A 24,879-nucleotide genomic window follows, 5' to 3' on the forward strand; every position below is an offset into this window, starting at 1 on the left:
ATGTTTGAAAAAGAATATGATGTTATTGTGGTTGGAGGCGGTCATGCAGGTGCTGAGGCAACCGCCGCCGCTGCCAATATGGGATCAAAGACTTTGCTGGTTACCATGAACCTGCAAACCATTGGACAGATGTCCTGCAATCCTGCTATGGGAGGAATTGCAAAGGGGCAAATAGTTCGGGAGATTGATGCCTTAGGCGGTTATAGTGGAATTATAACCGACAAGTCCGCTATTCAGTTTAAGATGCTTAACAAATCAAAGGGGCCTGCTATGTGGAGCCCTAGAGCCCAGAACGATAGAATGCGCTTTGCAGAGGAGTGGAGAATTGCATTGGAGGGAACCCCAAACGCTGATTTTTATCAGGAGATGGTTTCTGGCTTGTTGGTTGAAAAGGACAAGGTAGTTGGAGTTAGAACATCACTTGGAATTGATATTAAAGCAAAAGCTGTTGTTCTTACTAACGGCACTTTTCTAAATGGACTTATCCATATTGGTGAAAAACAATTTGGTGGAGGAAGAGCTGGGGAAAAAGCGGCTACCGGAATCACAGAACAATTGGTAGATTTTGGTTTTGATAGCGGTAGAATGAAAACCGGAACTCCGCCGCGGGTTGATGGTAGATCATTGGATTATTCCAAAATGATACCGCAACCGGGCGATGAAAACCCCGACAAATTTTCTTATTTAAACACTTTGGTTTTAAATGAGCAACGGGATTGCCATATGACGCATACCAGTGCTTTGGTTCACAATTTGTTGCGTGAAGGGTTTGATCGTTCGCCTATGTTCAATGGCAGAATTCAGAGCATCGGGCCTCGTTATTGTCCATCTATTGAAGATAAGATTAACCGATTTGCCGAGAAGGACTCACACCAGATATTTGTTGAACCCGAAGGTTGGAATACTGTGGAAGTATATGTCAACGGGTTTTCAACTTCACTTCCAGAGGATGTCCAGTACAAAGCTTTAAAATCTGTTAGGGGATTTGAAAACGTAAAATTCTTTAGACCCGGATATGCCATCGAGTATGATTATTTTCCACCAACGCAATTAAAGCACACTTTAGAAACTAAGTTGATCAACAACCTTTATTTTGCTGGCCAAATCAATGGTACAACCGGATATGAGGAAGCTGCTTCCCAAGGTTTGATGGCTGGAATAAATGCCCATTTGAAGATTAATGAGAAGGAATCTTTTATTTTAAAAAGGGATGAAGCTTATATAGGCGTGCTAATTGATGATTTGATCACAAAGGGAACAGAGGAGCCTTATAGAATGTTTACCTCTAGAGCTGAATATAGAACGTTACTTCGTCAAGATAATGCCGATTTAAGATTGACCCCAAAGAGTTTTGAACTTGGTTTGGTCACGGAGGAGCGGATGAAGCTCATGGAAGATAAACAGGAGAAATCGGAAAAATTTGTTGAGTTTTTTAGAAAAACAAGTTTTGTTCCTGAAGAGATAAATCCAATTTTGGAATCTGTTTCTTCATCAATGGTAAAACAATCGGATAAGCTTTTCAAAGTTTTCTCAAGACCGAAGGTTACAATGGACCATATGTTAAGCTTAGACGCTGTTTCTAAATTTGTAAAAGAAAATGAGTTTAATACTGAAGTTTTAGAACAAGCAGAAATCCAGGTAAAGTATTCTGGATATATAGAAAAAGAAAAAAATAATGCAGATAAGCTCCACAGGCTTGAAAATGTCAAGATTCCAGAGAACTTTGATTATTCTAAACTTAAATCTCTTTCCTACGAAGCTCGAGAAAAGTTGGAAGCCATTCGTCCGGTGACTATATCGCAGGCTTCTAGAATTAGCGGCGTATCTCCATCAGATGTTAGTGTGTTACTTGTTTTTTTAGGACGGTAGGTATTTTTTGTTCCACGTGGAACACCTATTCTTCACGATATTTTCAAATCACCGCTTTTAATGTATCTTCCCTAATTCAAAAACGAATATTTTCAACATTGTCAACTACAATGAAGTTGTTTTTAAAGACCAAGGACTTTTCAGTTTCAAAAGAAAATTTTGAATTGTTATTTGATAATGAGCTGGAGATGTTGGTAACAGACCCCCAGCCAAAGGATCTTGCTCCTTACTATGATAGTGAAGCATATATTTCGCATACTGATTCCAGGAGCTCCTTAATGGATAGATTGTATCAGCTGGTAAAACGATACAGTCTCAAAAGAAAGGTTCAACTTGTTGAAAATCAGATAATTGCATCAAAAGAGGTGCTTGACTTGGGTGCCGGGACAGGAGATTTTTTAATCGAAGCAAAGGCTAAAGGGCTTAAAATCAGCGGGGTAGAACCAAATGAGAAAGCTAGAGTTAATGCAGCAAACAAGGGGCTTCAATTAGTTAAGGAAGTAAAGGAAATAAAGAATAGAGCCTTTGATGTGATTACCCTGTGGCACGTATTGGAACACCTGCCCGATCTAAATGCTCAGTTGAAAGAGCTCAATAATTTACTCGATACAAACGGCACCTTGATCGTTGCAGTTCCTAATTATAGATCATATGATGCCAAATACTATGGTGCCCACTGGGCCGCTTATGATGTACCCAGACATTTATGGCATTTTTCAAAAACATCCATTGTTAGACTTTTTGACCAACATAACATGGAGGTGGTTTCTATTAAGCCCATGATTTTTGATGCTTTTTATGTTTCGCTCCTTTCTGAAAAATACAAGGGCAACAAACTGTATTTTATCAATGCTTTTTTTATTGGACTGTGGTCAAATATCAGAGCATTTTTTTCAAAGGAGTATTCCTCGCTTATTTACATCATAAAAAAGAAGAAATAAGGATTATAAAGCGTTTTCTGCTCACTTTTTGACACTTAATAGGTGATTGTGCCTTTTTAAAAAGAAGTGGGTTTAAGCGCACACTTTCCAATCTGTTTTAATAGGCATTTCTTATGATTTTTACAATAATCAATAATCACTCTCTATTCTTTACTACTATGGTATTTTATGATTCCTCAGAAGATATTGGCAATCATTAAAAAAGCTTTTCTATTTTTGCGCATCTTTAAATCAGAGAAATGAAATCGATATGATTAAAATAATCATTAAGCAATATGGACAATGATTATGCTAATCATCAAAGATTACATGTGACCAATAAAAAACAACAATAAAAAACACATGAAAAAAGGCATAGGATTATTTATAATAGTGATTACAGCAATAGCATGTCAACAAAACAAGATCGGGTATGTAGATAATGTAAAATTGATGGATGGCTACCAAGAGAAGATTGATGTGGAGGCAAAGTTTAAAACTAAAGTTGAAGCTTTGAATAAAAAAAGGGATAGTATTTCCCAAGCATTTCAACTGGAGCTTCAAGCATTTCAAGCAAAGGCCCAAAAAATGTCACAAAAAAGCGCACAAGAAGAATATGGGCTGTTGCAGCAAAGAGGTCAGTTCGTTGGCCAACAGCTACAGCAAGAAGAGCAGCAATTACAAAAAAGCAGTCAAACCGAAATGGATTCTTTGGTAAGTAAAGTAAAGGATGAAATCAAAACCTATGGGAAAACCAATGGCTACACCTATGTTCTAACAGGTGGTGATGGTGGAGCGGTATTATATGGTGAGGATGCGAAGAACGTTACCGATGCCGTTCTTAAAATCCTAAACGACAAGTACAAAAAGTAAGAAGTATAATTTTACGCAATTAGTTTAAAGCCCATTCTTTTGAGTGGGCTTTTTTTTTGCAGTTGCTTTCCCAATAAAATTTAAAATTGATATAGGGTTTGATCTCTATTTTGTAGATTGAAGGGCCAGTTAAAATGGCTAAAATGGATATTTTTTCTTGCCCTTTTAAGAGAAGACGAAAAGTGCTTTTTGTGGTCTATTTACTTGGCTGCGTTGTATCTTTTTCTCAGTCCATTGGCGGGGGTATTACAGATGCAAATGTCCCGGAAAAAATATATCTCCAACTAAGCTCCAAAGAATTCACAACAGATGAAACCATTTGGTTCAAGGCCATTGTAACTGATTCTAGAAACCATCTGCCCACTGAACTTAGTGGATTGCTCTATGTTGATTTGATTGACTACAGAAATCAAATAGTTTCCCATAAAATTTTAAAGCTGACCGGAGGTATAGGACACGGCTTTATTGATTTGGAAGAAAGTTTCAAAGGCCAGTTTTTGATTAGGGCCTATACACAATGGAACAGGAATTTTGGTGATGATTTTATGTTCAGCGAACACATTGTGATTTATGAATTGGCAAAACAAAAAGAAGAAAACCTCTTTGAACAATTGCATGTAGTTCAAAAAGCAGGCGAAAAGATTTTCTTGTCAGGAAAGATTCAGCTGGCGCAAGGAGCCAAAACAAATCCGAACAAAGTTATGGTGCTGTTGGATTGGGGTGGCGGAAAGGATTCCGTTTGGGTAAAGAGGGAGACAAGTGATGTTTATTCATTGGAGCATGAAATTCAAAAGGAATGGAATTGGATTTCTATAAAAATAAAAGGTAAAGAGGAGGCCAACCATTCAAAAACGATTGTACTTAACGAAAATGCCCTGGATCTACAGTTTTTCCCCGAAAGCGGCAAAATGATCAACGGGCTTAAGAACAAAATAGGATTCAAAGCTATAGGATATGATGGAAAGGGAAGAAAAGTCCAAGGCGATGTTTTCGATAGTAGAGGGAAGAAAGTTGCTTCATTTCAAAGTAACGCTTTGGGCATGGGCGCTTTTTTTCTGCAACCGGAGCCCAATGTTCGCTACCACACAAGAGTTGTTTCAGAAAACAACGTTCATGTAGATACTATATTCCCATTACCGGTGGCAACTCCACAAGGAAGCATTTTGTCCGTTGAGAAAGCAGAAGAAGAAATAAGATTTCGAGTTGTCTCAAACAGTCAAACAGACAGCATTACCATCAAGGTCAGTTGCCGGGGAGAGGATTATTATTTGATAGAAGGTTTGCTGCACAAAGGAAACCTTCTTTCCGAAATTCCATCCGCAGATCTTCCTGATGGAATTGTCGTTTTCACCTTGCTAGACAAACAGAAACAACCAATCGCGGAACGACTTTTTTACAATGAATCAGGGAAGGAAAAACTACAGGTCGAACTTACAACGGACAAAACCACTTATAATCGACGAGAAAAAACGAGGTTGGACATTCAGGTGATTGAAAATGGAAGAGAACCTTCGGTTGCAAATATGTCCATCAAAGTGATTAAAAAGAATCAATGGCGTGAAGATGTTGGTGGGTTCATACAATCCTATTTCTATTTGGAGTCAGAATTGAGGGGAAACATTGAGAATCCAGGTCGGTATTTTGATAAAACCAATCCCGATCGCCTAAAGGAAATTGATGCTTTGCTATTGACCCAAGGCTGGCGCAACTATAAATATCCGGCCAAAAGGCAGGGCAACAATTATTTTTGGCCAGAAACTGGGCTTACCGTGAAAGGAAGGGTTGCCCAACCTTCAGCTAAGACCAGAATAGAGAACGAAGTTGACCTTACTTTGGCCGCTTTTGGTAAAGAAACTTCGCTCTATACACAGAAAACGGATAGTTTGGGAAATTTCCAATTTTTACTGGAGGACACCTTCGGTGCGCCAATGCGGATATTGCTCCACGCTACTTCCGATGGAAAAAGGAGAAAGAACAATACCATATCTATAGACACCTTTTCAAAACCCAAAACCAAATATGAGTTCAATTCCTTTGCGCAAGAACCTAATCAAATAACACGGAGTTATTTGGAGGCTGAAATGGAAAAGAAGAAAACGGAGGAAGTTTTGGACTCCGTATACGGAGTGACCCAATTGGATGAAGTAGTGGTGGAAGATTTCAGATTGACTCCTGAGCGCAAAGAACTGTACAAAAAATATGGCACACCAGATATTGTGATTTCAGGAGATTCACTAAAACAAAAAGAGAAAAAATGGTCCTATGGATTGTACAGTATCCTTTTGTTCAATTATGGAAATGAGGTTCAGATTGAAAGATTTCCTGATGGCTTTATGCTGGCCCATATCGCCGGTGGCCCAACCCTATTGATGGTAGATGGGAGGTTGTTACAAAGGCATGAATACGAAAGAGTTCCGGGCATGCCTCCGGGGATTATAGAAAGTGTGGAGTTGATAAAATTTGCCAAATTTTTCAAATCTCGATACTTAGAGGTATTCCCAGAAACGAATCCGCTAGACGCCCCGTACGTAGGGCATATTATTTCGATTAATACAAAAGGAAAAATAGGCCTTCAAGGGACGGATAAGCCCAAGCCAGGAACCTTAGACACCACGATTGAAGTATTCTCCCCAATCAAGGAATTTTATTCGCCAAAATACGATAAGCCGGTTCCAATCAACGAACAGAAGCCTGACCTTAGGTCTTTGGTTCATTGGCAGCCCATTTTAAAAACAGATGAAAATGGAAAGGCTACTGAAAGTTTTTACAACGGAGATATTCCAGGGGAATATGTCATTATAGTAGAGGGGATTTCAGAAGAGGGGCAATTGGGATACCAAAAAATAACCTATACGGTTGATTGAACTGTCTAAGCTAATCCGACTTTCCTATTAACAGTAATAATATTATGGCAAACAACATATCTATTTTATGGCCCACCCTCTAATTTGAGGAATAATGGGAACAAAGGGGGAGTAGGAATTGTATTCTTCCAATATCAAAGAACTAAAACCCGCTGACTCCAAAAGTGATTTTGTATCCCTATTGGTGTTGCATCCTTCAAAAAACCAATGCCATGGTTGATGCGTTAAATTTTGAATCAGCTCTAGCACCGTATTTTTCTTTGCCTTAACATGTTCAATAAAAACAAAAACACCAGAGGGTTTTAATATGCGTTTTATCTGTTCTATACATTTGACCGGATCGGAGACAGTGCACATAACAAGGGTGCATATCACAAAATCAATCGAATTATCTGGCAAATCAATGGATTCTCCCACGATGGTTTTTATCTCAAGGTCTATCCCATACTTCTGGGCACTTTTTTTTAAGTTTTTATGCATATGGATATTGGGCTCTACGGCGATCAACCTTGTTCCTTTTTTAAGGTATCTCATATTAGCGCCAGCTCCTGGGCCAATTTCTACCACAGTTTTTGGATGATTCTTGAAAAGCGTTCTTTTTGATTTGCCAAAAAGACAATCCATATACCCGGAAAGTGTTTTAAACATCCAAGAGTTAATAGGGCCCAAAATGGCATTGTTTTTAAATTTGATGCTCATGACATTAAAAATTTGTGTTGATGAGAGATGTTAAATCCAATTACTTGCCCAGTGAGGATGGCTCATGATATTGAAGCTGATAAAAAAAACGGAAAACAATTTCGGGAATATTGATTTGCTTTTCCATTTCACCTCCGATTTGAGGCCATTGCTTGGTGTTCGGGTTGGGAAAAGAATACCCACCTTTAACGATTTTTAAAAGTGAAACCCTTTGGTTCTTTTCCGAAGAAGAATAATCATATCGGATTGCATGGGAATTGGATTTTTCAATAAACGAAACTTTAGGTTTTGGCATCCTTCCATTATGCTCAAGAAGTTTTGTCCCGTGGTTCAATGTTTCATTTATGGGGTTAACTTTTTCCATTGTAATCCCATCCAATGAGGCAATCGTTCCATTGTTATTTGGGTTTATGGTGTCCGCCACATCGTTTATCATAATAATGGAAACCGGCTTGCTTATAGGGGTATAGTTATTCTTGGAGTTTGCTAAAAAAGTTGCTCCAATTACCGCAAATCCTTTAAAAATATCTGGAGTTTCCCCAGCTAATTTGTAGCACATATTTCCACCATTGAAATAGCCAACAGCAAAGACATTTTTACGGTCAATATGGTATCTTCTTTCCATTCTTTGAACAATGGATTTAACAAAACCCACATTATCTACACCTTTATTTTTTGCTTCAATTGATGTCACTTTTCGACAATCGTTCCAGAGGTTTTTATATCCTTGAGGATAGACAACTATGCTGCCGGCTGTTTTATCTGCCTGCTTATTAAACTCAAAACCAGTAATCTCTTGAATGGCCTTTGTGTTCATGTTGTTGTCGTGGAAAACAAAAATCAATCTGGAATTATCAGAAGGGAATTGAGGAACATGAAATTCAAAAATTCTCCAAATACCATCAACCAGAATAGAATCTCCAATGGTGTTTTTTTCATGACCCAATTGAGCATTTGTAGCTGATGTGCAAAGTGCTAAAAATAGGATTGACCAAACAAATTGTTTTCTACACTTCATCGCGTTGTTGTTTTTATTGATAAGTGTTTTGCATTCATGGTTTCTTCTTCCGTGCGTTTGAATATGGGTTCTGGGTTTTTCAGCTTGCCAGTACTGCTCCATCCAAACCAAATCATTTTCAAATTTTTCATCCACTTTTCTTTGAGGTTACATCTTTAAATCGAAGCATTTCGAATATCCTATTGGAGGCTCCCAAATAATATCCAGTTTCATGCTCGTAGGTTTTGGGATTCTTAAATGTTCCGAACAACATATCTATGATGGCTAAATCGGTATAATTGTATTTGTGGATTCCTTTAGCATGATGAAGGTTGTGACTCTCTGGGCGTTGAATTATATAACCAATCCACCGAGGAGTATTAATGTTGGAATGCTGAAATATGCCAAAGAAAGTCAGGGACAAAACAATTATGGTTATGGCCTGTGGAGTCAACCCCATGATTAGGGCAAAGCTTACAGACCCGACCAAGGAAAGACCAATCATATCATTAATGCTCAGCATGAAGGCGCTGGGCACATCCAACCGTTCTGAGCTATGGTGTATTTGATGTGAAACCCTGAACAGGAAATCTGATTTGTGCATGCTAATGTGCCAACCATATTGAACTAGTTCAAAAACCAGTAAACCAAGAACAACTTGTAAAAAAATAGGCAAGGAACTTAAGTCAAGCAATTGATAGGAAGCAAAAAAATCATCCCATACAAGGGGGATATAAGTGGTAAGAAGCGTATAAGCCAAAAAGAAAATCAAGCCTCGTAGCTTCCAGAATTTAACTTTTGGGAGTTGTCGGGCTGGGAACATAAACTCCCATAAAAATAGTCCGCCAAAAATGACATATACAATGAGTGAAATAGGGTCTAATAATATTTCTAACGGTGTGGGTAATTGAGAAAATATTTCTTCCATAATCTTTAGTTTAAAAATTCGACCACAAATGTATATGTGGTAAAAAGCTTAAACTAAAAAATGGACTTGACCTATGTTAGGAATTCATTTTCTTTCGTATTCTACTGAGGCTTTCAGGGTGTATGCCCAAGTATTTTGCAACTTTATTAACGGGGATAAAGGAAATATAACCAGAATGTGTTCGGAACATTTCCGCATATCTTTCCTCTGCAGTTTTGGTCAAAAGGTCCTTTTCCCTATTAGATTTTCTTATGTAACCCCGCTCGGTAGAAATTCTTCCAAATTTGTTCGCTTCAAGAGAAAACTCATACGCAGGCAAAAGATCTTCACGCTTCAACACTTCAATTTCGCAATCCATTAAAGTCGTTATTTGAACATCGGTTGGCTGTTGATCCAAAAAAGAAGTGAACCCGCAAAACAATTCGGCCTCAAAAAAAAAGTCGATAATTTTCTCTGTCATATAACTTTTGATGGTCATCTCAACAATGCCCTTGTTCATAAAGTATAGGGAATCCTCAATCTGGCCATACTTGGTTAAACAGGTTCCTTTCCCAACCCTTATGGTTTTCAAAGGAAAAGGCAGATCGCCATAAGTAAACGAAGTCTTTAAAACAGCGTTGTAAAAATCAATAAATAACATTTTACTCGGTTCTTATAAGGCAACTATTAAATTACTGCTTTTTTAGTTGTAATCCGTTGATTGAAATAAAAACGCCCTACTCGCAAAGTAAGGCGCATATCCACAACCAAAAGTAATTGACGGTTACTTTTAACCCCTCCAGTTTTGATCTGCTTTCACAATCATTTCCTTTTCATTGCTGTTCCAGGGAACTATAGTGTTAAAGGGCTTCCCTTCATAGTAATCATTAAAAAACAGATACAATTTTCCGTCCCTTATTTTAAAGGTCTTCGGGTCGGCGGGAATTTTTGCTCCTTTCATAGCCATAGCAAAAGCACAATACCCACCATAAACAGGTTGAAACATTTTTGGATTGGATTTGAAAGCCGAAGCGTTTTCAGCAGAACTGAAATAATACATTGCTCCATCATTTTTAACGGCATGGGCATTATTGCCCCTGACCGCTTCATGCTGTTTAAAATAAGCCACAACATCATAGCCGTTAAGAGCTACGCCCTCGGCGTTCACCGCCACATTGTTTTGGGAATGAGATGGAGCGATCACAAACATAAATAGTATGACCGATAAAATGGAGTTTGAAATTTTCATTGTTCACTATTTTAAATTAATAATGCAAAAGTCAATCAAATAATAGATTGATATAGCCCTAAAAGTTCTTATTTAGTGACAATTAGTACAAAATTTCGAATTTTAAGTAATGAACTGTGTAGCTTTGCAGCATGAAAGATGTTATTGCCGACGTACTGGAAACCGTTAAATTCAAATCGGCGGTTTACTTTAAACATGGTTTTTGCAACTCTTGGGGGATGGACGTGGAAGCTGGAAATTTTGCACAGTTTCATTTCTTATCTGGGGGCAACTGCATTTTGGAATTTAATAAGGAACACCATACCCTTTCCAAAGGGGATTTGGTTATTTTCCCAAAAGGAAGCCATCACCAAATAAAGTCGGGAATAAAGGGGTTTTGTCTCCCTGGTAAAGAAGTGGTCACCCAAATTTTGAAGGGCGACAGCCCGTTCGAAGAAGGAGAGGCAAACGCCAATTTAGTATGTGGACATTACGAATTGAATAGGGAGGTGGGCCATTTTCTTTTGGACGATTTACCGGAATGCATCATAATCAAAAGCGAGGAATATGGGCGATTTGATATGATTAATTCCATTCTAGATTTAATGGTAGAAGAGTTATCCGAAAAAAGATTAGGGTATGAAGTGGTGACGCTTCGCTTTGCGGAGATTCTGTTCATTTCAATCCTAAGGCATTATTACCTTAATCAGGTACAAACCAAGGTGAATTTGTTCAAGGACAAGGCCATATACCAAGCGATAAGCTATATCCATAATAACATTCATGATGTGCTGACCCTTGAAAAGTTATGTCTCCATTCAGGAATATCTCGTACACTTTTTATTGAACGGTTTAAGAATTCAGTTGGCAACACTCCCTTGGGATATATCAAATCATGGCGGATGACAAAAGCTAAACAATTGCTAAAATATTCAGATTTTACACTAGCGGAGATAAGTGAACAAGTTGGTTATGGGTCCGCTTCGGCATTTAACAGGGTGTTTAAGCAAACCTTCAGGGTATCTCCAAAAAATTTTAAGAATTTAGCACTTACAGAGCAGGCTGAAGAAATAATTGATTCCTGAGAATGATGATTTAATAGTACAATCCATTTTTAAGAATAACGGAGATTGCTTTTTTCTCATGGGCCAACAAAGTGTCGTAATCCTCTTTATCCAATGTACAGGGAACACCCATAAATGTTAACGCAAACCCATCCAATATTTCGTTGAAAATCAACCTTACCCTTTCCAGATGATATCCTGATGTGATAATAGTAAGCGAAACTTCCTCCTTGATTTTCGCTAAAATGGCTTTGGCTTTAACAGCATCGTCCACTGTATTTTCGGAGAGCGCAAAATCCAAAAAAGCACTTTCTGGCAACCCCTTTTGCAATAAATACTTTTTTGCATAATACGCATGCGGATGTTCAGCGGTATTAAAATGAGGCCCCCATCCCCCTGTACAAAGCACTAGACTTTTCTTTTTGAATAAATCGAGACAACAATCAAGTCGGCTTTTGGAAATAGCACTTAATTCACCCGTCTCAGAGTTTGGTGAGCCCAGGACGATTAAGATTTTCTTCATGGTTTTTCCACTGGCCAAGGGATAATCTTTAGAGTGTTATTGCAACAGATAAATCAGAAAAATGGTCGGAATAAAATAAACCACAATGGTTTTTGCACCCTCGTAATCTTTGGCCACCCGTTGTCCCAAAAGCAAAAACAACAATGTTATTGCAGAAAGCAGAGCTCCACAAAATGCCATATCACTTGCTCCGGACACAATAAACTGAAAAATGCCAACAGCACATAAAATTCCAGAGACCATTTCCAACAATAGAACAACTCCCAATAACGCCGGAACCATTCCATTGAAAATACTTTTAGAAAAATGGTCTTTGAGCCAGGTTACATTCCCGGTCCAATCCATGATTTTGTCAATACCACTTTGTAATAAGGTAATGGTCAAAAAGAGAAGTAAAAGAATTTGGGCTGCGTTTGAGAAGATATGTTCCATTGTAAAGATGATTTTTAGGCTGCTTTGGTATGCAGCAGTCGGGTTAGCTTTATTGAGAGATCTGTAAATATAATTTTGGAATTGCCATTTCGTTCCACATGAAAAATGGCCTTTTCAAGTTCTTCAACAATTTGTTCAATGTTGCCCTCATGTACAAAAGGAGCGAACTTGGATAGGTCAAACTTTTCCATATGTATCTTTAGATAAACCAGCTCGTGCGCACTATAGTTTAACAAGAGTGCCTGGCGCATTGCCCTAAGACAATAGTTTAAGAATTGCTTTTGCACTTCTCTTCCTGTTTTGGCCACCTCATCGCTCCATAAAATCAATTCCTGAATGGCCCCTTTATTGCCCTTGGCCTTAAAAGCACTTCGCACCCACTGCACAAACCAGCGTTCAAAGACCAGATCTTCTGAATCTTTGTTCACCAGGTCGAGAGCCTTGTTGAAATTTCCATTGGCCTCATGAGCAATGGAGTTAGCCTCAGATTCTTGGAGTCCTTTATTGATAAGAGCCTTGGCAATTGCGCTTTCAGAAAGTGGTGGAAAATGTAAAATCTGACAACGGGAACGAATCGTGCTTATAATCTGTTCCTCATCTTCTGCAACCAAAAGCAATATGGTTTTATTGGGAGGCTCTTCAATCAGTTTTAAAAGTTTGTTGGCGGCCGCGATGTTCATTTTTTCGGCCATCCAAATAATCAAGATTTTAAATCCTCCTTCATAAGATTTCAAAGCGAGTTTTTTTACCACATCCTGAGCTTCATCAACCCCAATCTGCCCTTGTTTTTTTTCTATTCCGATAAGGCGATACCAATCAAAGAGGTTTCCATAAGGCTGCTCTTTTACAAACTGGCGCCAATCTTCGAGGTAATGATCACTTACGGCATGGGATTTTATCTTGTCCGATGTGGAAACAGGAAAGGCAAAATGCAGATCAGGATGAGCGAGCGAATCGCATTTGGCATTGCAGACCAGGTCTCCTCCTTGATTTTCGCCCTCTGTATTGCCGCAAAGTAAATATTGTGCGTAGGCAACGGCCATGGGCAAAGTGCCGGTGCCCTCTCTCCCAACAAACAATTGGGCATGGGCCACTCGACCAGATTCGGCTGTGGAAACCAAATGGTTTTTAATGTGCTCCAGACCCAAAACATCTTTAAACAACATATTTCAAAGATACATTTTTTAGGTTCTGATGCGATGAACGCCTTTTTTGTTGGAACTCTAAAAATAAACAAGCTCAATCCACATAAAAAGCAGGAAATCTTTACATTTGACCTCGCCATAAAATGAATAGGATGAAGACCATAGAAGACTTTAATTTTGAAAATAAAAAAGCCCTAATACGTGTTGATTTTAATGTTCCGTTGGATGGAGATTTCAATGTTACGGACACCAGCCGAATTGAAGCCGCGACCCCGACTATTTTAAAAGTTTTGGAAGACGGGGGAAGCGCCATTTTGATGAGCCACTTGGGAAGACCAAAAGGACAAGTGAACCCTGACATGTCCTTGGCACATATCTGCGAAAAGGTTTCTGAAATTATTGGGGTACAGGTAAAGTTTGTCGATGCATGTGTGGGCGATAAAGTAGTGCAAGCGACTTCTGAACTTCAGAATGGTGAGGTATTGTTGTTGGAAAACCTTCGGTTTCATGCAGAAGAGGAAAAGGGAGATGAGGTGTTCGCCGAAGCACTATCCAAAAATGGGGATATTTATGTGAACGACGCTTTTGGAACTGCGCATCGGGCGCATGCATCCACAACTATAGTGGCCAACTATTTCCCAGACAACAAATGTTTTGGGTATTTATTGGCAAAAGAAATCAAGGCCATTGAAAAAGTAATGCAAACTGGGGAGAAACCTGTGACCGCTATTTTGGGCGGCGCCAAGGTGTCTTCAAAAATCACCATTATTGAAAACATTTTGGACAAGGTGGATAATTTGATTATTGGCGGTGGAATGACCTATACTTTTGTGAAGGCCAAAGGCGGAAAAGTTGGCGATTCCATTTGTGAGGATGATAAAATGGAGTTGGCCCTCGATATTTTAAAGCAGGCCGAAGCAAAAGGCGTAAAAATTCATTTGCCCGTAGATGTTTTGGCTGCCGACGCATTCGATAACAACACCAACACCCAGTTTTTGGATGTAAACGAGATTCCTGACGGATGGCAAGGCTTGGATGCGGGGCCACAATCTTTGGAGCTCTTCAAAAACGTGATTCTACAATCCAAAACCATACTTTGGAATGGTCCAGTCGGGGTTTTCGAAATGGAAAACTTTGCAAAAGGAACCATTGCCATTGGCAATTTTATAGATGAAGCCACTCAAAATGGAGCATTTTCATTAGTGGGAGGAGGAGATTCGGTTGCTGCGGTAAAACAGTTTGGCTTTGAGGATAAGGTCAGTTATGTCTCTACCGGAGGTGGGGCCATGCTCGAGAGCTTGGAAGGAAGAACACTTCCTGGTATTGCGGCAATATTGGCCTAAGCTCCACGTTATGAAGTAATAGGCAAGGCCCTATTTTAACGGATGTTTTAGACTGAAAACTTTAATATTTCAGAAAAAAACACCATTTTCGTTTGCCCCAAAACCAAACCTTGTCCAAAATGAACCCAAAATTAAACTTCGCCATCTTGGCGAGCATACTCTTTTCAGCTTCCGTACTGCAAGCCCAAGAGGTTAGTTCCACAGCAATTCCTAATGAAAAGGGTGAAGACTCGCTTAGAACCAAAGTTTTGGATTTAAAAGTCGATCCAAATCAAATTGATGGGCAGCAAATTATTCGAGCGGATAAGGAAAATAAATTCCAGCTAAAAGATTTACAGCAAGCCAGAAATTATGATAGCCTTTGGTTAAAGGAGCTTCATTCAAGCGCTCAGTTGTTCAGTGAGATGTTATTGGAAGTTGAAAACCCGTCCACTGAAGAAATGACTGTGGTGGATTTACCAACGGACACCTTAAAATCCCGTTTGGCGCGAATGGATGAAAAAACACCATTTAATATTTCGTATAATCCATCTTTGGAAAGTGTAATCAAGTCTTTTTTGGTTCGGAAGAAAGATTTAATGGAACGGATGATTACGGCCAGTCAATTTTATTTTCCCCTTTTTGAGCAGGAATTGGATAACCACGATATTCCTCTCGAGATTAAATATTTGGCCATTGTAGAATCGGCATTGAACCCACGTGCAAGATCTAGGGTTGGCGCAAAAGGACTTTGGCAATTTATGTACGGTACCGGAAAGATGTACGGATTGGACGTAAGCAGTTATGTTGATGAACGGAACGATCCAATTTTGGCGACCAAGGCGGCGAGTAAATATCTGTCCAAACTATACGACATCTTCAATGATTGGGACTTGGCACTTGCGGCATATAATTCTGGCCCTGGGAATGTGAACAAGGCCATCAGGAGGTCCGGAGGGTATAAAAACTATTGGAATATTCGAAGAAATCTTCCGCGGGAAACCGCAGGCTATCTCCCGGCCTTTTTGGCGACCATGTACATTTTTGAATATGCCGAAGAACACGGGCTGCATTACAAAAAGGCGGAGAGACCTTATTTTGAAACCGATACGGTACATGTAAAAAACCTGATCACATTCGACCAGATTTCAAAACTTGTTGATATAAGCACTGAGGAATTGGAAATGCTGAATCCGGCGTATAAATTGAACATTATACCAAAGATCAAGGGAAAAACATACACTTTACGATTGCCGATAACCAAAATCGGAAAATTTGTGAGCAACGAAGAGGCCATTTACGCCTATGCAAAAAAAGAACTGGACTCTCTTGAAAAACCTTTGCCACAGTTATCTATGGCCAAGAACCAAATAAGATATAAAGTTAGAAGTGGTGATTACCTGGGCAAGATTGCCGAACGTTATGGCGTTGGGGTAAGCCAAATTAAAAGATGGAACGGTTTGCGGAGCAATAATTTAAGAATAGGACAACGATTGACGATATTTCCTCGAAAACCCTATATCCCTAAACAAGCGGTGGCGAAAAAGAATACACCGCAATCGGCTTCCGGGGCGGTTGCCAGCGGAACAAAAGTGCATACCGTACAGGAAGGAGACTCACTTTGGACGATTTCCAGAAAATATCCTGGAGTTTCTATTGAAAATTTGCGAGAATGGAACGGTCTTAGTGGTAATAATTTAAAACCCGGCACAAAACTGAAATTGTGCGATTGTTCTTCGTAAATTTAAAGCAAGATGAAAAAATTTGGAACACTATACATTGCCGTGCTTACCCTGGCATTGTTTTCATGTGATAATGGACCCAAAAAACGATTTCTTCCACCTTCAACGGGGGGAGTCAACTCTCTTATGGTGGTAATGGACACCGAATTGTGGAAGGGAAGTGTTGGCGACAAGATTCGGGAGCATTTTGCAAAACCCGCGGCAGGGCTTACGCCCCAACAACCTATTTTTACAATAACTCAAATTCCTCCACAGGTTTTTAAAGGTGCAACCGCATATTCCCGATCGGTTCTTTTTGTGGAACAGGATACACTTTCCTTGGCGCATATCAAAACAAATGTGTATGCCAAACCACAAAAAGTGGCTGTAATCAAAGGAGAGACGTATAACGATTTTGCCAATAATATTGATTCTTTGGCCGGAATGGCCATTGCAGCATTCAAAAAAGTTGAGATTGGAGAGGCCCAAAAAAGGTTTACGCGTTCGCTGAACAAAGAAAAGGCCTTTGAAGAAGAGTTTGGAATTAGCCTAAAAGTACCATCGCTTTACAAACTTGGAAAGCGGGAAAAGAATTTTGTTTGGATGGATATACAGATCCCGAAAGGAACTATGAACATTTTGGCCTATTCCATGCCATTGAACAGCTTTGCAAACGACTCTACTTTTGCAAATGATATTGTCAAGATGAGGGATTCCATTGGCAAGAAATATATCCCTGGCCCTTATGAAGGAACGTTTATGATGACGGAAAAGGCGTTTTCACCCTATATATATCCGGCACAAATAGGAGGGAAAAAGGCTGCTGAGGCTAGAGGAATTTGGGAAATCAATGGATATCCGATGGCAGGTCCTTTTTTGACCTACATTATCAACGATAAGGAAAACAATCGAAAATTGGTCCTTGAAGGATTTACCTTCGCACCTTCGGAAGAAAAACGGGATTATATGTTTGAACTGGAAGCCATTTTAAAGACGGTACAGTTCGACATAGGTTCATGACCTTACTGACCTGAATAAGCAATTCAAAAAAGCCCAGTGATATCTCCCCAGATGTTCTGGGCTTTTTTGTTCTTTAAATGCTTAAAAAGGAGTTGTTAGTCAAATGCGAATCCAGTTGCAATTCTGTATACAAATGCATACAGCACAATAAAGAACATTACAAAACTGAACCAAGCAAAGATTTTAAAATATCTTTCCAACAGATAATGTCCAAGGTTTCTGAATCCTTCTAAATAAATTTCTTTTACAAGTAATAGTTTTTTCATAAGTCAGATTTTTAAGATTTAAAGACAAGGCAAAGATTGGGCTGAACAAAACGAATTGAAAAACTTCCAGATAAAAGGCAAGAAAAGAGTGATGAACACCCATGGACTTTTGAAAACCCTATAAAAGAAAAGGTTTCATCGATGAAATACTTGTTTTGAAAATCACGTTGTCGAAAGAAGCTGTCGATGAAATGCAAATAAGAGAAGGCGAGCAAAAAAAAGCCCCGTTTAAGGGGCTTTTGCTTTCTTGTTTTATCACATATTGACGATTATAAACTCTGATCGCCGGTTTTCTTGATGTTTCGCCCTGGAGCACCTGACGCCATTTCCGCATTCATTGAGCAATCGTTCTTCTCCATAACCTATTGCACTTTGAATTCTGGTGGCATCTATTCCTTTGGATATGATATAATCCCTGGTAGACTTGGCCCGTTTGTCCGATAAGTATTTGTTGTAGGCCTTTTTACCTATGGCATCTGTGTGGGATTCAATTTTAATGACCATTTCAGGATATTCGAGCATTACCGCCACTAATTTATCCAATTCAAATGCAGCTTGTTTTTTTATGTTGTAACGGTCAAAGTCAAAATAAATAGTTTCGGTTTCAATCTTGGCCACATTATTTTGTTCAACAATTATTTCTTTAAGTTTTTGCAAGGATTGCGAAACACTAATGGAAATATTGTTTTTGGTGGCCACTTCCTGCTCATCTTCAAAATATCCTTTCTTGGCCGCTTTAACGGTATACTTAGACAAAGGGTCAAGGTTTTTGAAGACATATTTGCCCTCTGGAGTCGTCTTTGCCTCGGCAACAATGACCTTATCTCTATTATACAATGCTACAGTGGCCTCTGCTATGGCCTCACCGGTTGAATCATCGGCTACGGATCCAGTAATTGCATTAAGGTTTTCCAGTAGTTTGAAGGAATAAATGTCATCATCTCCTTTTCCTCCCTTTCTGTTGGAAGCGAAATATCCTTTTTCTCCTTTTTTATCAATGATATAGGAAAAGTCATCCCTGTTACTATTAATAGGTTCCCCCATATTCACCGCAACACCGAACACATCTTCGGCGTAATCGGCCTGATAAATATCCAAGCCTCCGATTCCCATATTTCTGTCAGATGAGAAATAGAGGGAATTTTCTGTGATGTAAGGAAACATTTCCTTTTTCTTGGTGTTAATGGTTCTACCCAGGTTTTTAGGTTGTGTAAACCTTCCATTTTCTAGAATGTCAACCACGTAAATATCTGTGCCTCCAAAACCACCTGGTCGATCGGACACGAAATACATTTTTTTGCCATCTGGACTTATGGATGGGTGTCCGTTAGAGTGATTTTCACTATTGAAAGGAAGTTCTACGGCATCTGTCCATTCACCATTCACCAATTTTGAGCGATAAATTTTGAGGTGGTTAACCCCATTTTTACCTCTTTTTAATTTTTTGCCATAGTTGTTTCTGGTAAAATAGATGGTTTTTTGATCTGGAGAAAAGGCAACCGAAGCTTCATGATACTTGGTGTTGATTTTCTTGGAGAATTTTTTAGAACTATTTAATTCCTCACCCTGCTCGTCGCTTTTTGCTACATATAGATCAAGGAAGGGTTGATTGTTCCAGCGATAACGTCTTGTCGCCAAGAAGGCCGAATCAAGAGCAGAAGCATACACAACTTCAGAATCATTATGGAACATTGGTGAAAAATCGGAATATTTGGAGTTTATTGCCAAATTCTTGATTTGAATTTGCGTTGGACTTTTAAAAGTCATTGATTCCACATCCACTTCGTCAAAATCTTCATTATTTTTTTGACGGAACAATTTGGTAAGTTTAGCGGCCCTTCGGTATCGGCCGGTTCCTTTCAATGTATGGGTATATTTAAAAAATCTATCCTCGGTAATCTCATCGGTGAATCTAACATACAATTCATGATACCATTTATATGACTTTTCAAGATTGCCACTATAATAATGTGAATCGCCAGCTTTAGAAAGAAGTTTAAAGGTATGGTCTTCGTCACTTTTTTCCAGAACAATGTCGTATACCCTTGCAGCTTCAGCAAACCACATTTTATCATAATACTCATCCGCCATTCTAATGAGCTTCGCCGTGACACCCTTTTTATTAACAAATTTGGAAAGCGCACGATTACTGAGGCCATCCAGCTGTTTCATAAAAGGTGTTTGCATAGGCATATCAACGCCATCGGTGTTCAGCTCTTTTGTGTACAGTTCGTCGTCTTCAAACTGCAAAAGAGATAACTCCTGGGATTGTAGCCCAAAAGAACCTATAAAAATTAGGGTTAGAATGAGGTTTTTCATAATCTTTCCATCAGCACCGGTCAAGACCTGGTGATAGACAAAAACATCCAACAATACATATGAATGTCATAATCAAACGCTAAAATAGACCATGGAGATAGCGTTTATAATTTTTTGTTGTGAATGGAATGATTTACGACGTGTAGACGTAAAAAATGTGGTTTTTTATCGATAAACCCTTTAAATGCGGGCTTTTCCAATGTGAGAAAAACCTTTATAAATAAATGGAATTAGGAATCAGATTCCTTACCGCTCTCTAATTTTTCATCCTCTTTAGACGCGTCTTTGAATTCTTTGATGCCACTGCCCAAGCCTCTCATCAGTTCAGGAATCTTTTTGCCTCCAAACAGCAAAAGAACCACCAAAACAATCAGTACAATTTGCCAAGGACCCAGCATACCAAGAAAAATAGTTTGAGCAATCATATTATCTACACCTTTAAATGAAAGGTAAAATTACTAAAAAGAACTGTAAGGCCCCACATCATTAACGAAAATTAGTAAATACCACGATTAGTTTAGACTACCGAGGAGCCGCAAGCATTTTAAAAAGCTTAACAACTTAAATTAAAATCAAGGGTTATCTTTGTCCACATATGGCAAGGGACAAGAAAAAGAGAAAAGAGATCAAACGCAAGTTGCTTCACAAGTATCGTTTGGTGATACTGAACGAAAGCACCTTTGAGGAAAAAATTTCATTTAAGCTGAGCAGGCTGAACGTTTTTGTGACCGGAACGCTGTTCATTATTGCCCTAATTGGACTGACCACCTTGATAATTGCGTTTACTCCCTTAAGGGAGTACATCCCCGGATATTCCTCCACACGGTTAAAGAGACAAGCCACTGAATTAACCTACAAAACGGATTCCTTAGTCACTGTTTTAAATTATACCAATCGGTATTTAGACAATGTGCGCTTGGTTTTAAGGGGAGACATAGAAAATAATGAGGTAAATCGTGATTCTCTTTTTGAAAAATACAAATTAGATCCTTCAACTGTGGACCTCACCCCAATCCGCGAAGATCTGTTGCTTCGGGAAGAGGTTGAGCTGGAAGACAAATACAATTTATTCGAGCGCAACGTTGAAAATGTTGGAACCCTATTGTTTTCACCTGTGACTGGTACACTATCGCAGCGGTATGATCCCGAGAACAGGCATTATGCAGTTGATGTTGTGGCACCTAAGGACTCCCCGGTTAAATCAATTGCGGATGGAACAGTTCTTTTTTCCGAATGGACAGCAGAAACAGGATATGTGATTATTATTGAACATCAAGACAATAACCTAACTTCGGTATACAAGCACAATGGATCATTGAGCAAGTCACAAGGCGATTTGGTAAAGGCGGGAGAAATCATTGCATCCGTAGGCAATACGGGAGAATTGACCACGGGGCCCCATTTACATTTTGAACTATGGAGAAAAGGGAAGCCAGTGAATCCCTTAAACTATATTGATTTTAACTAAATGTCGCTAAAAGCATTTGCGGCAAAACTTTTTGCCAAAAACATTTCAAAAAAAACCGCGAAATGGGCAAACGACCCCATTGAGACCCAAGAAAAAGTATTTCAAGAGCTCGTTTCTTTCGCAAAGCACACACAGTTTGGGAAAGATCATGGTTTCGAGGCCATTAAAAATTATGATGATTTTGTCAAAAAAGTGCCTATTAGGGATTATGAGGCATTAAAAAGTTATGTTCATCAAATTATTGAGGGCAAGAACGATGTCCTCTGGCCAGAAAAGCCGATTTATTTTGCCAAAACCTCTGGCACAACCTCAGGAGCGAAATATATACCAATCACCAAAGCATCGATAAAACATCAAGTTGAAGCTTCACGAAATGCAATTCTATCCTATATCCATGAGACGGGCAATGCTGATTTTGTGGATGGCAAGATGATCTTTTTACAGGGAAGTCCCATTTTGGAAGAAAAAAATGGGATTAAGTTGGGTCGACTTTCTGGAATCTCCGCACATTACATTCCCAGTTACCTCCAAAAGAACAGGCTTCCAAGTTGGGAAACCAACTGTATTGAGGATTGGGAAACCAAAGTGGACAAGATTATCGAGGAGACCGAAAACGAAGATATGACCGTTATCGCGGGAATACCTTCGTGGGTTCAAATGTATTTTGAAAAACTCAACGCCAAATCAGGAAAAAAGGTTGGGGAACTGTTCCGAAATTTTCAATTGTTCATTTATGGTGGCGTAAATTATGAACCATATCGGGCGAAATTTGAGGATTTGATGGGCAGAAGAGTGGACAGTATTGAACTTTTTCCTGCCAGCGAAGGTTTTTTTGCCTATCAAGATTCCCAAAAAGAAGATGGAATGCTTTTGCTGTTGAATTCAGGTATTTTCTATGAATTTATTAAGGCAGATGAATTTTTTGAGGAAAATCCAAAGCGCTTGACAATTGCCGAAGTAGAATTAAATGTGGATTATGCCCTAATTATTTCTACAAATGCTGGGCTTTGGGCCTATAACATTGGAGATACCGTTCGGTTTGTTTCCCTAAAACCATATCGTGTGGTGGTTTCCGGAAGGATAAAACATTTTATATCCGCATTTGGAGAACATGTAATTGCCAAGGAGGTTGAAGAGGCAATAAAAATTGCCATTGAAAATACCGATGCCCTGGTCAACGAATTCACCGTGGCCCCTCAAACTTCTCCTCAAACTGGCGAATTACCCTACCATGAATGGCTGATTGAATTCGAAAAAGCCCCTACAGATTTGGCAAAGTTTTCCAACTATATTGAGGAAAGTATGAAAAAGCAGAACAGTTATTACTTCGATTTGATTGATGGCAGCATACTGCAGCCCCTAAAAATCACCAAGATCAGAACCGGAGGATTCCAAGATTATATGAAGACCATAGGCAAGTTAGGGGGGCAAAATAAAGTGCAAAGACTATCCAACGACCGCAAGGTTGCTGATGGGTTAATACCATTTCAACTTTAGTTGATAAACAACAGTGTTAATTTCGTAGGAATTCATGTATTTTTGCCAGAACGATTTATGGCAAACAAAGTAAAACAGACTACGCGAGCACAAGAATCCACCAACGCCATTGAGCGCATGTACATTACCATGCGGCATCTTCTCAATCGTGGATTTTATAAGCCATCAGGAGTTTCAGGGAATGCATTGCGCAATGCACTTTTGTTGTTGAGACCTGAAATTTATGGCACTATTGCGGAAGAAAAAGCAGAGCTTAATGGATTGATTTATGTGCTGGAAAGACTTCCAAAAGGAATAGAAGAATGTAGATTTGTCAATCTAACATCCGATGAAGGGTTTTCGAAATCCCATTTAAAAGCCATTGTCCCACCAAAACGAAGAAGAAATTGTTATCGCATCGATGATGAGCAAATGAACATTGAAATCACGAGGGGGCGAAGCGACATCTACGATATTCTTACACACCTTACCTTTTTATACATTGAATCTGGTAAAATATGCAAGCGCGTATTGGTCGAAGACGGAAAAGCTACCATTCGTGATTGGGATAAACTAGCGGATTTTGTCAAGAGTGAAGAAAAGGAAGAATCCGAACGTGAAATCGCAATGATTCATACGGCCAATATTCTTGGAAGAACCTATGATGAGGTGGTTGAACTTCATAATTCCCTCAAATCCAAACAAGACCCGGACCGATTTTTAAATGTGGTTTACTGGTTGGGGAAATTGGCCATTGAAGAAGAAACTACCGGAAACAAACGCACCATAACATTTAGTCCTTTACTTCGTGAAAGATTGGGACACCATATTCATGGAGAACGCTGGGCAGACATGATCAAGGAAACCCTTAGCAAGAACAATCTGTTACATAGACCAATCCATATTATTAGTGCCAATATGCACAGTGTTATGAATTCGCTGTTTGCCAAAAAAGCATTGGCCAAAGAATTTCCCGATACTGAATCCTTGGATATTTATGAATCATTGAGTTCGTCCGGCAACAAGGATTTAAGAAAAAAAGTAATGGAGGTTGGTGCCAAAAATGGCATGATTTTCATTGATGACACATCCGGGGCAAATATTGATGTTCAAATTTTCGATTCTGCAAAGTTTGGAAAGGATACCTGCTGTTATGCACTTCCAAAAGATTTACCGGAGGAGGAAAGACCGGTAATTTTTGTAATGGATTATGCCTTTGGAGAACAGGCTTACGAAACTATTGATGAGCTGTTAAAGCCCATTGAGGAAAACGGCCAAAAACAATTTCTGAACGTAGATTCCATATCCATAATGGGCAAAGCTGGCATTTTGGAGGGAGGAAAAGGCGATTTAATGATTCCTTCCGCACATATTTTTGAAGGAACAGCCGATAATTACCCATTTAAAAACGAACTTTGCGCAGCTGATTTTGAAGGCTACGGATTAAAAGTGTTGGAAGGAACCATGGTTACCGTTTTGGGAACCTCTTTGCAGAACAAGGATATTTTGAAGTTTTTCCATGAATCTACCTGGAGCGTGATTGGGCTGGAAATGGAAGGCGTTCATTATCAGAAGGCGATTCAGTCAGCTTCCAAGATTCGTAAAAGCATTAATAAGGATGTAAAAGTCAGATACGCGTATTATGCATCGGATAACCCATTGGAAACAGGAAGCACATTGGCGTCAGGAGGATTGGGCACAACTGGGGTAAAACCCACATATTTGATAACAGATAGGATTTTAAAACAAATATTCAACGTATAGTT

Annotated in this window: 22 protein-coding genes; 11 read left to right on the forward strand and 11 right to left on the reverse strand. The window is 39.1% G+C overall.

The features are described from left to right. From mnmG to ACULLG_RS03050, 4 genes are all read left to right on the forward strand, one after another. On the forward strand, nucleotides 1-1,869 hold the full coding sequence (mnmG, locus tag ACULLG_RS03035; RefSeq protein ID WP_452125291.1) for a tRNA uridine-5-carboxymethylaminomethyl(34) synthesis enzyme MnmG: 1,869 nt from the start codon (nucleotides 1-3) through the stop codon (nucleotides 1,867-1,869). Nucleotides 1,870-1,979: 110 nt separating this feature from the next. Further along, nucleotides 1,980-2,810, forward strand: a complete 831-nt coding sequence (locus ACULLG_RS03040) for a class I SAM-dependent methyltransferase (RefSeq protein WP_452125292.1) — start codon at nucleotides 1,980-1,982, stop codon at nucleotides 2,808-2,810. 342 nt (nucleotides 2,811-3,152) lie between these two features. After that, nucleotides 3,153-3,662, forward strand: a complete 510-nt coding sequence (locus tag ACULLG_RS03045; protein WP_452125293.1) for an OmpH family outer membrane protein — start codon at nucleotides 3,153-3,155, stop codon at nucleotides 3,660-3,662. 143 nt (nucleotides 3,663-3,805) lie between these two features. After that, nucleotides 3,806-6,526 carry a hypothetical protein gene (locus ACULLG_RS03050; RefSeq protein WP_452125294.1) on the forward strand — a complete coding sequence of 907 codons (2,721 nt, stop codon included), beginning with the start codon at nucleotides 3,806-3,808 and terminating at the stop codon, nucleotides 6,524-6,526. A 60-nt stretch (nucleotides 6,527-6,586) separates the two neighbouring features. Here the strand turns inward: ACULLG_RS03050 and ACULLG_RS03055 are convergent, their stop codons facing one another. The 5 genes from ACULLG_RS03055 to ACULLG_RS03075 form a co-directional block, all read right to left on the reverse strand. After that, nucleotides 6,587-7,225 carry a class I SAM-dependent methyltransferase gene (locus ACULLG_RS03055; protein WP_452125295.1) on the reverse strand — a complete coding sequence of 213 codons (639 nt, stop codon included), beginning with the start codon at nucleotides 7,223-7,225 and terminating at the stop codon, nucleotides 6,587-6,589. Between the two features lie 40 nt (nucleotides 7,226-7,265). Then, nucleotides 7,266-8,378 (reverse strand): alpha/beta hydrolase family esterase, encoded by a 1,113-nt coding sequence (locus ACULLG_RS03060; RefSeq protein ID WP_452125296.1) that lies wholly within the window; start codon nucleotides 8,376-8,378, stop codon nucleotides 7,266-7,268. Continuing rightward, complete coding sequence (locus ACULLG_RS03065; protein WP_452125297.1) at nucleotides 8,371-9,150, reverse strand: sterol desaturase family protein; 780 nt, start codon at nucleotides 9,148-9,150, stop codon at nucleotides 8,371-8,373. Before ACULLG_RS03065 ends, ACULLG_RS03060 begins: the two co-directional genes overlap by 8 nt. A gap of 76 nt (nucleotides 9,151-9,226) precedes the next feature. Continuing rightward, nucleotides 9,227-9,790 (reverse strand): Crp/Fnr family transcriptional regulator, encoded by a 564-nt coding sequence (locus ACULLG_RS03070; protein WP_452125298.1) that lies wholly within the window; start codon nucleotides 9,788-9,790, stop codon nucleotides 9,227-9,229. 129 nt (nucleotides 9,791-9,919) lie between these two features. Beyond that, a complete protein-coding gene (locus tag ACULLG_RS03075; protein WP_452125299.1) occupies nucleotides 9,920-10,378 on the reverse strand; it encodes a YHS domain-containing (seleno)protein in 459 nt (152 codons plus the stop codon). Nucleotides 10,379-10,509: 131 nt separating this feature from the next. Between ACULLG_RS03075 and ACULLG_RS03080 the strand changes: the two genes are divergently transcribed. Then, nucleotides 10,510-11,442 carry an AraC family transcriptional regulator gene (locus ACULLG_RS03080; RefSeq protein WP_452125300.1) on the forward strand — a complete coding sequence of 311 codons (933 nt, stop codon included), beginning with the start codon at nucleotides 10,510-10,512 and terminating at the stop codon, nucleotides 11,440-11,442. 10 nt (nucleotides 11,443-11,452) lie between these two features. On the opposite strand, the gene ACULLG_RS03085 is transcribed toward ACULLG_RS03080, so the two are convergent. The 3 genes from ACULLG_RS03085 to ACULLG_RS03095 are packed head-to-tail and all read right to left on the reverse strand — an operon-like array spanning nucleotide 11,453 to nucleotide 13,542. Continuing rightward, nucleotides 11,453-11,944 (reverse strand): YdcF family protein, encoded by a 492-nt coding sequence (locus tag ACULLG_RS03085; protein WP_452125301.1) that lies wholly within the window; start codon nucleotides 11,942-11,944, stop codon nucleotides 11,453-11,455. 36 nt (nucleotides 11,945-11,980) lie between these two features. Then, nucleotides 11,981-12,376, reverse strand: a complete 396-nt coding sequence (locus tag ACULLG_RS03090) for a DoxX family protein (RefSeq protein WP_452125302.1) — start codon at nucleotides 12,374-12,376, stop codon at nucleotides 11,981-11,983. A gap of 14 nt (nucleotides 12,377-12,390) precedes the next feature. Beyond that, the gene (locus ACULLG_RS03095) at nucleotides 12,391-13,542 is read right to left on the reverse strand and encodes a DNA polymerase III subunit (protein ID WP_452125303.1); all 1,152 of its coding nucleotides are present in this window, start codon (nucleotides 13,540-13,542) and stop codon (nucleotides 12,391-12,393) included. A gap of 131 nt (nucleotides 13,543-13,673) precedes the next feature. On the opposite strand from ACULLG_RS03095, the gene ACULLG_RS03100 reads away from it, so the two are divergent. The 3 genes from ACULLG_RS03100 to ACULLG_RS03110 all read left to right on the forward strand — a co-directional run bounded on the left by ACULLG_RS03100 (nucleotide 13,674) and on the right by ACULLG_RS03110 (nucleotide 17,584). Next, complete coding sequence (locus tag ACULLG_RS03100) at nucleotides 13,674-14,864, forward strand: phosphoglycerate kinase (protein ID WP_452125304.1); 1,191 nt, start codon at nucleotides 13,674-13,676, stop codon at nucleotides 14,862-14,864. A gap of 119 nt (nucleotides 14,865-14,983) precedes the next feature. Further along, nucleotides 14,984-16,585 carry a LysM peptidoglycan-binding domain-containing protein gene (locus ACULLG_RS03105; protein ID WP_452125305.1) on the forward strand — a complete coding sequence of 534 codons (1,602 nt, stop codon included), beginning with the start codon at nucleotides 14,984-14,986 and terminating at the stop codon, nucleotides 16,583-16,585. Nucleotides 16,586-16,597: 12 nt separating this feature from the next. Next, nucleotides 16,598-17,584, forward strand: coding sequence for a DUF4837 family protein (locus ACULLG_RS03110; protein ID WP_452125306.1), 987 nt, complete (start codon nucleotides 16,598-16,600; stop codon nucleotides 17,582-17,584). A 95-nt stretch (nucleotides 17,585-17,679) separates the two neighbouring features. Here ACULLG_RS03110 and ACULLG_RS03115 read toward each other — a convergent pair whose 3' ends face one another. From ACULLG_RS03115 to tatA, 3 genes are all read right to left on the reverse strand, one after another. Beyond that, a complete protein-coding gene (locus ACULLG_RS03115; protein ID WP_420320936.1) occupies nucleotides 17,680-17,850 on the reverse strand; it encodes a DUF6747 family protein in 171 nt (56 codons plus the stop codon). Between the two features lie 255 nt (nucleotides 17,851-18,105). Then, complete coding sequence (locus ACULLG_RS03120) at nucleotides 18,106-20,169, reverse strand: OmpA family protein (RefSeq protein WP_452125307.1); 2,064 nt, start codon at nucleotides 20,167-20,169, stop codon at nucleotides 18,106-18,108. Between the two features lie 230 nt (nucleotides 20,170-20,399). Then, nucleotides 20,400-20,594 (reverse strand): twin-arginine translocase TatA/TatE family subunit, encoded by a 195-nt coding sequence (gene tatA / locus ACULLG_RS03125; protein ID WP_163420762.1) that lies wholly within the window; start codon nucleotides 20,592-20,594, stop codon nucleotides 20,400-20,402. Nucleotides 20,595-20,764: 170 nt separating this feature from the next. Between tatA and ACULLG_RS03130 the strand changes: the two genes are divergently transcribed. From ACULLG_RS03130 to ACULLG_RS03140, 3 genes are read left to right on the forward strand one after another with little or no spacing between them, the layout of a single operon-like run. Further along, on the forward strand, nucleotides 20,765-21,637 hold the full coding sequence (locus ACULLG_RS03130) for a M23 family metallopeptidase (protein WP_452125308.1): 873 nt from the start codon (nucleotides 20,765-20,767) through the stop codon (nucleotides 21,635-21,637). Further along, a complete protein-coding gene (locus ACULLG_RS03135) occupies nucleotides 21,638-23,134 on the forward strand; it encodes a GH3 auxin-responsive promoter family protein (RefSeq protein ID WP_452125309.1) in 1,497 nt (498 codons plus the stop codon). A 57-nt stretch (nucleotides 23,135-23,191) separates the two neighbouring features. Beyond that, nucleotides 23,192-24,877 (forward strand): DUF6909 family protein, encoded by a 1,686-nt coding sequence (locus ACULLG_RS03140; RefSeq protein ID WP_452125310.1) that lies wholly within the window; start codon nucleotides 23,192-23,194, stop codon nucleotides 24,875-24,877. Nucleotides 24,878-24,879: the final 2 nt, after the last annotated feature.

The sequence above is a fragment of the Flagellimonas sp. 2504JD1-5 genome, from assembly GCF_053618295.1.

Bases quoted from the DNA above. Each gene is read 5' to 3' on its own strand.
- mnmG (WP_452125291.1), top strand. From the start codon at position 1: ATGTTTGAAAAAGAATATGATGTTATTGTGGTTGGAGGCGGTCATGCA.
- ACULLG_RS03040 (WP_452125292.1), top strand. From the start codon at position 1,980: ATGAAGTTGTTTTTAAAGACCAAGGACTTTTCAGTTTCAAAAGAAAAT.
- ACULLG_RS03045 (WP_452125293.1), top strand. From the start codon at position 3,153: ATGAAAAAAGGCATAGGATTATTTATAATAGTGATTACAGCAATAGCA.
- ACULLG_RS03050 (WP_452125294.1), top strand. From the start codon at position 3,806: ATGGATATTTTTTCTTGCCCTTTTAAGAGAAGACGAAAAGTGCTTTTT.
- ACULLG_RS03055 (WP_452125295.1), bottom strand. From the start codon at position 7,225: ATGAGCATCAAATTTAAAAACAATGCCATTTTGGGCCCTATTAACTCT.
- ACULLG_RS03065 (WP_452125297.1), bottom strand. From the start codon at position 9,150: ATGGAAGAAATATTTTCTCAATTACCCACACCGTTAGAAATATTATTA.
- ACULLG_RS03070 (WP_452125298.1), bottom strand. From the start codon at position 9,790: ATGTTATTTATTGATTTTTACAACGCTGTTTTAAAGACTTCGTTTACT.
- ACULLG_RS03075 (WP_452125299.1), bottom strand. From the start codon at position 10,378: ATGAAAATTTCAAACTCCATTTTATCGGTCATACTATTTATGTTTGTG.
- ACULLG_RS03080 (WP_452125300.1), top strand. From the start codon at position 10,510: ATGAAAGATGTTATTGCCGACGTACTGGAAACCGTTAAATTCAAATCG.
- ACULLG_RS03085 (WP_452125301.1), bottom strand. From the start codon at position 11,944: ATGAAGAAAATCTTAATCGTCCTGGGCTCACCAAACTCTGAGACGGGT.
- ACULLG_RS03090 (WP_452125302.1), bottom strand. From the start codon at position 12,376: ATGGAACATATCTTCTCAAACGCAGCCCAAATTCTTTTACTTCTCTTT.
- ACULLG_RS03095 (WP_452125303.1), bottom strand. From the start codon at position 13,542: ATGTTGTTTAAAGATGTTTTGGGTCTGGAGCACATTAAAAACCATTTG.
- ACULLG_RS03100 (WP_452125304.1), top strand. From the start codon at position 13,674: ATGAAGACCATAGAAGACTTTAATTTTGAAAATAAAAAAGCCCTAATA.
- ACULLG_RS03105 (WP_452125305.1), top strand. From the start codon at position 14,984: ATGAACCCAAAATTAAACTTCGCCATCTTGGCGAGCATACTCTTTTCA.
- ACULLG_RS03110 (WP_452125306.1), top strand. From the start codon at position 16,598: ATGAAAAAATTTGGAACACTATACATTGCCGTGCTTACCCTGGCATTG.
- ACULLG_RS03115 (WP_420320936.1), bottom strand. From the start codon at position 17,850: ATGAAAAAACTATTACTTGTAAAAGAAATTTATTTAGAAGGATTCAGA.
- ACULLG_RS03120 (WP_452125307.1), bottom strand. From the start codon at position 20,169: ATGAAAAACCTCATTCTAACCCTAATTTTTATAGGTTCTTTTGGGCTA.
- tatA (WP_163420762.1), bottom strand. From the start codon at position 20,594: ATGATTGCTCAAACTATTTTTCTTGGTATGCTGGGTCCTTGGCAAATT.
- ACULLG_RS03130 (WP_452125308.1), top strand. From the start codon at position 20,765: ATGGCAAGGGACAAGAAAAAGAGAAAAGAGATCAAACGCAAGTTGCTT.
- ACULLG_RS03135 (WP_452125309.1), top strand. From the start codon at position 21,638: ATGTCGCTAAAAGCATTTGCGGCAAAACTTTTTGCCAAAAACATTTCA.
- ACULLG_RS03140 (WP_452125310.1), top strand. From the start codon at position 23,192: ATGGCAAACAAAGTAAAACAGACTACGCGAGCACAAGAATCCACCAAC.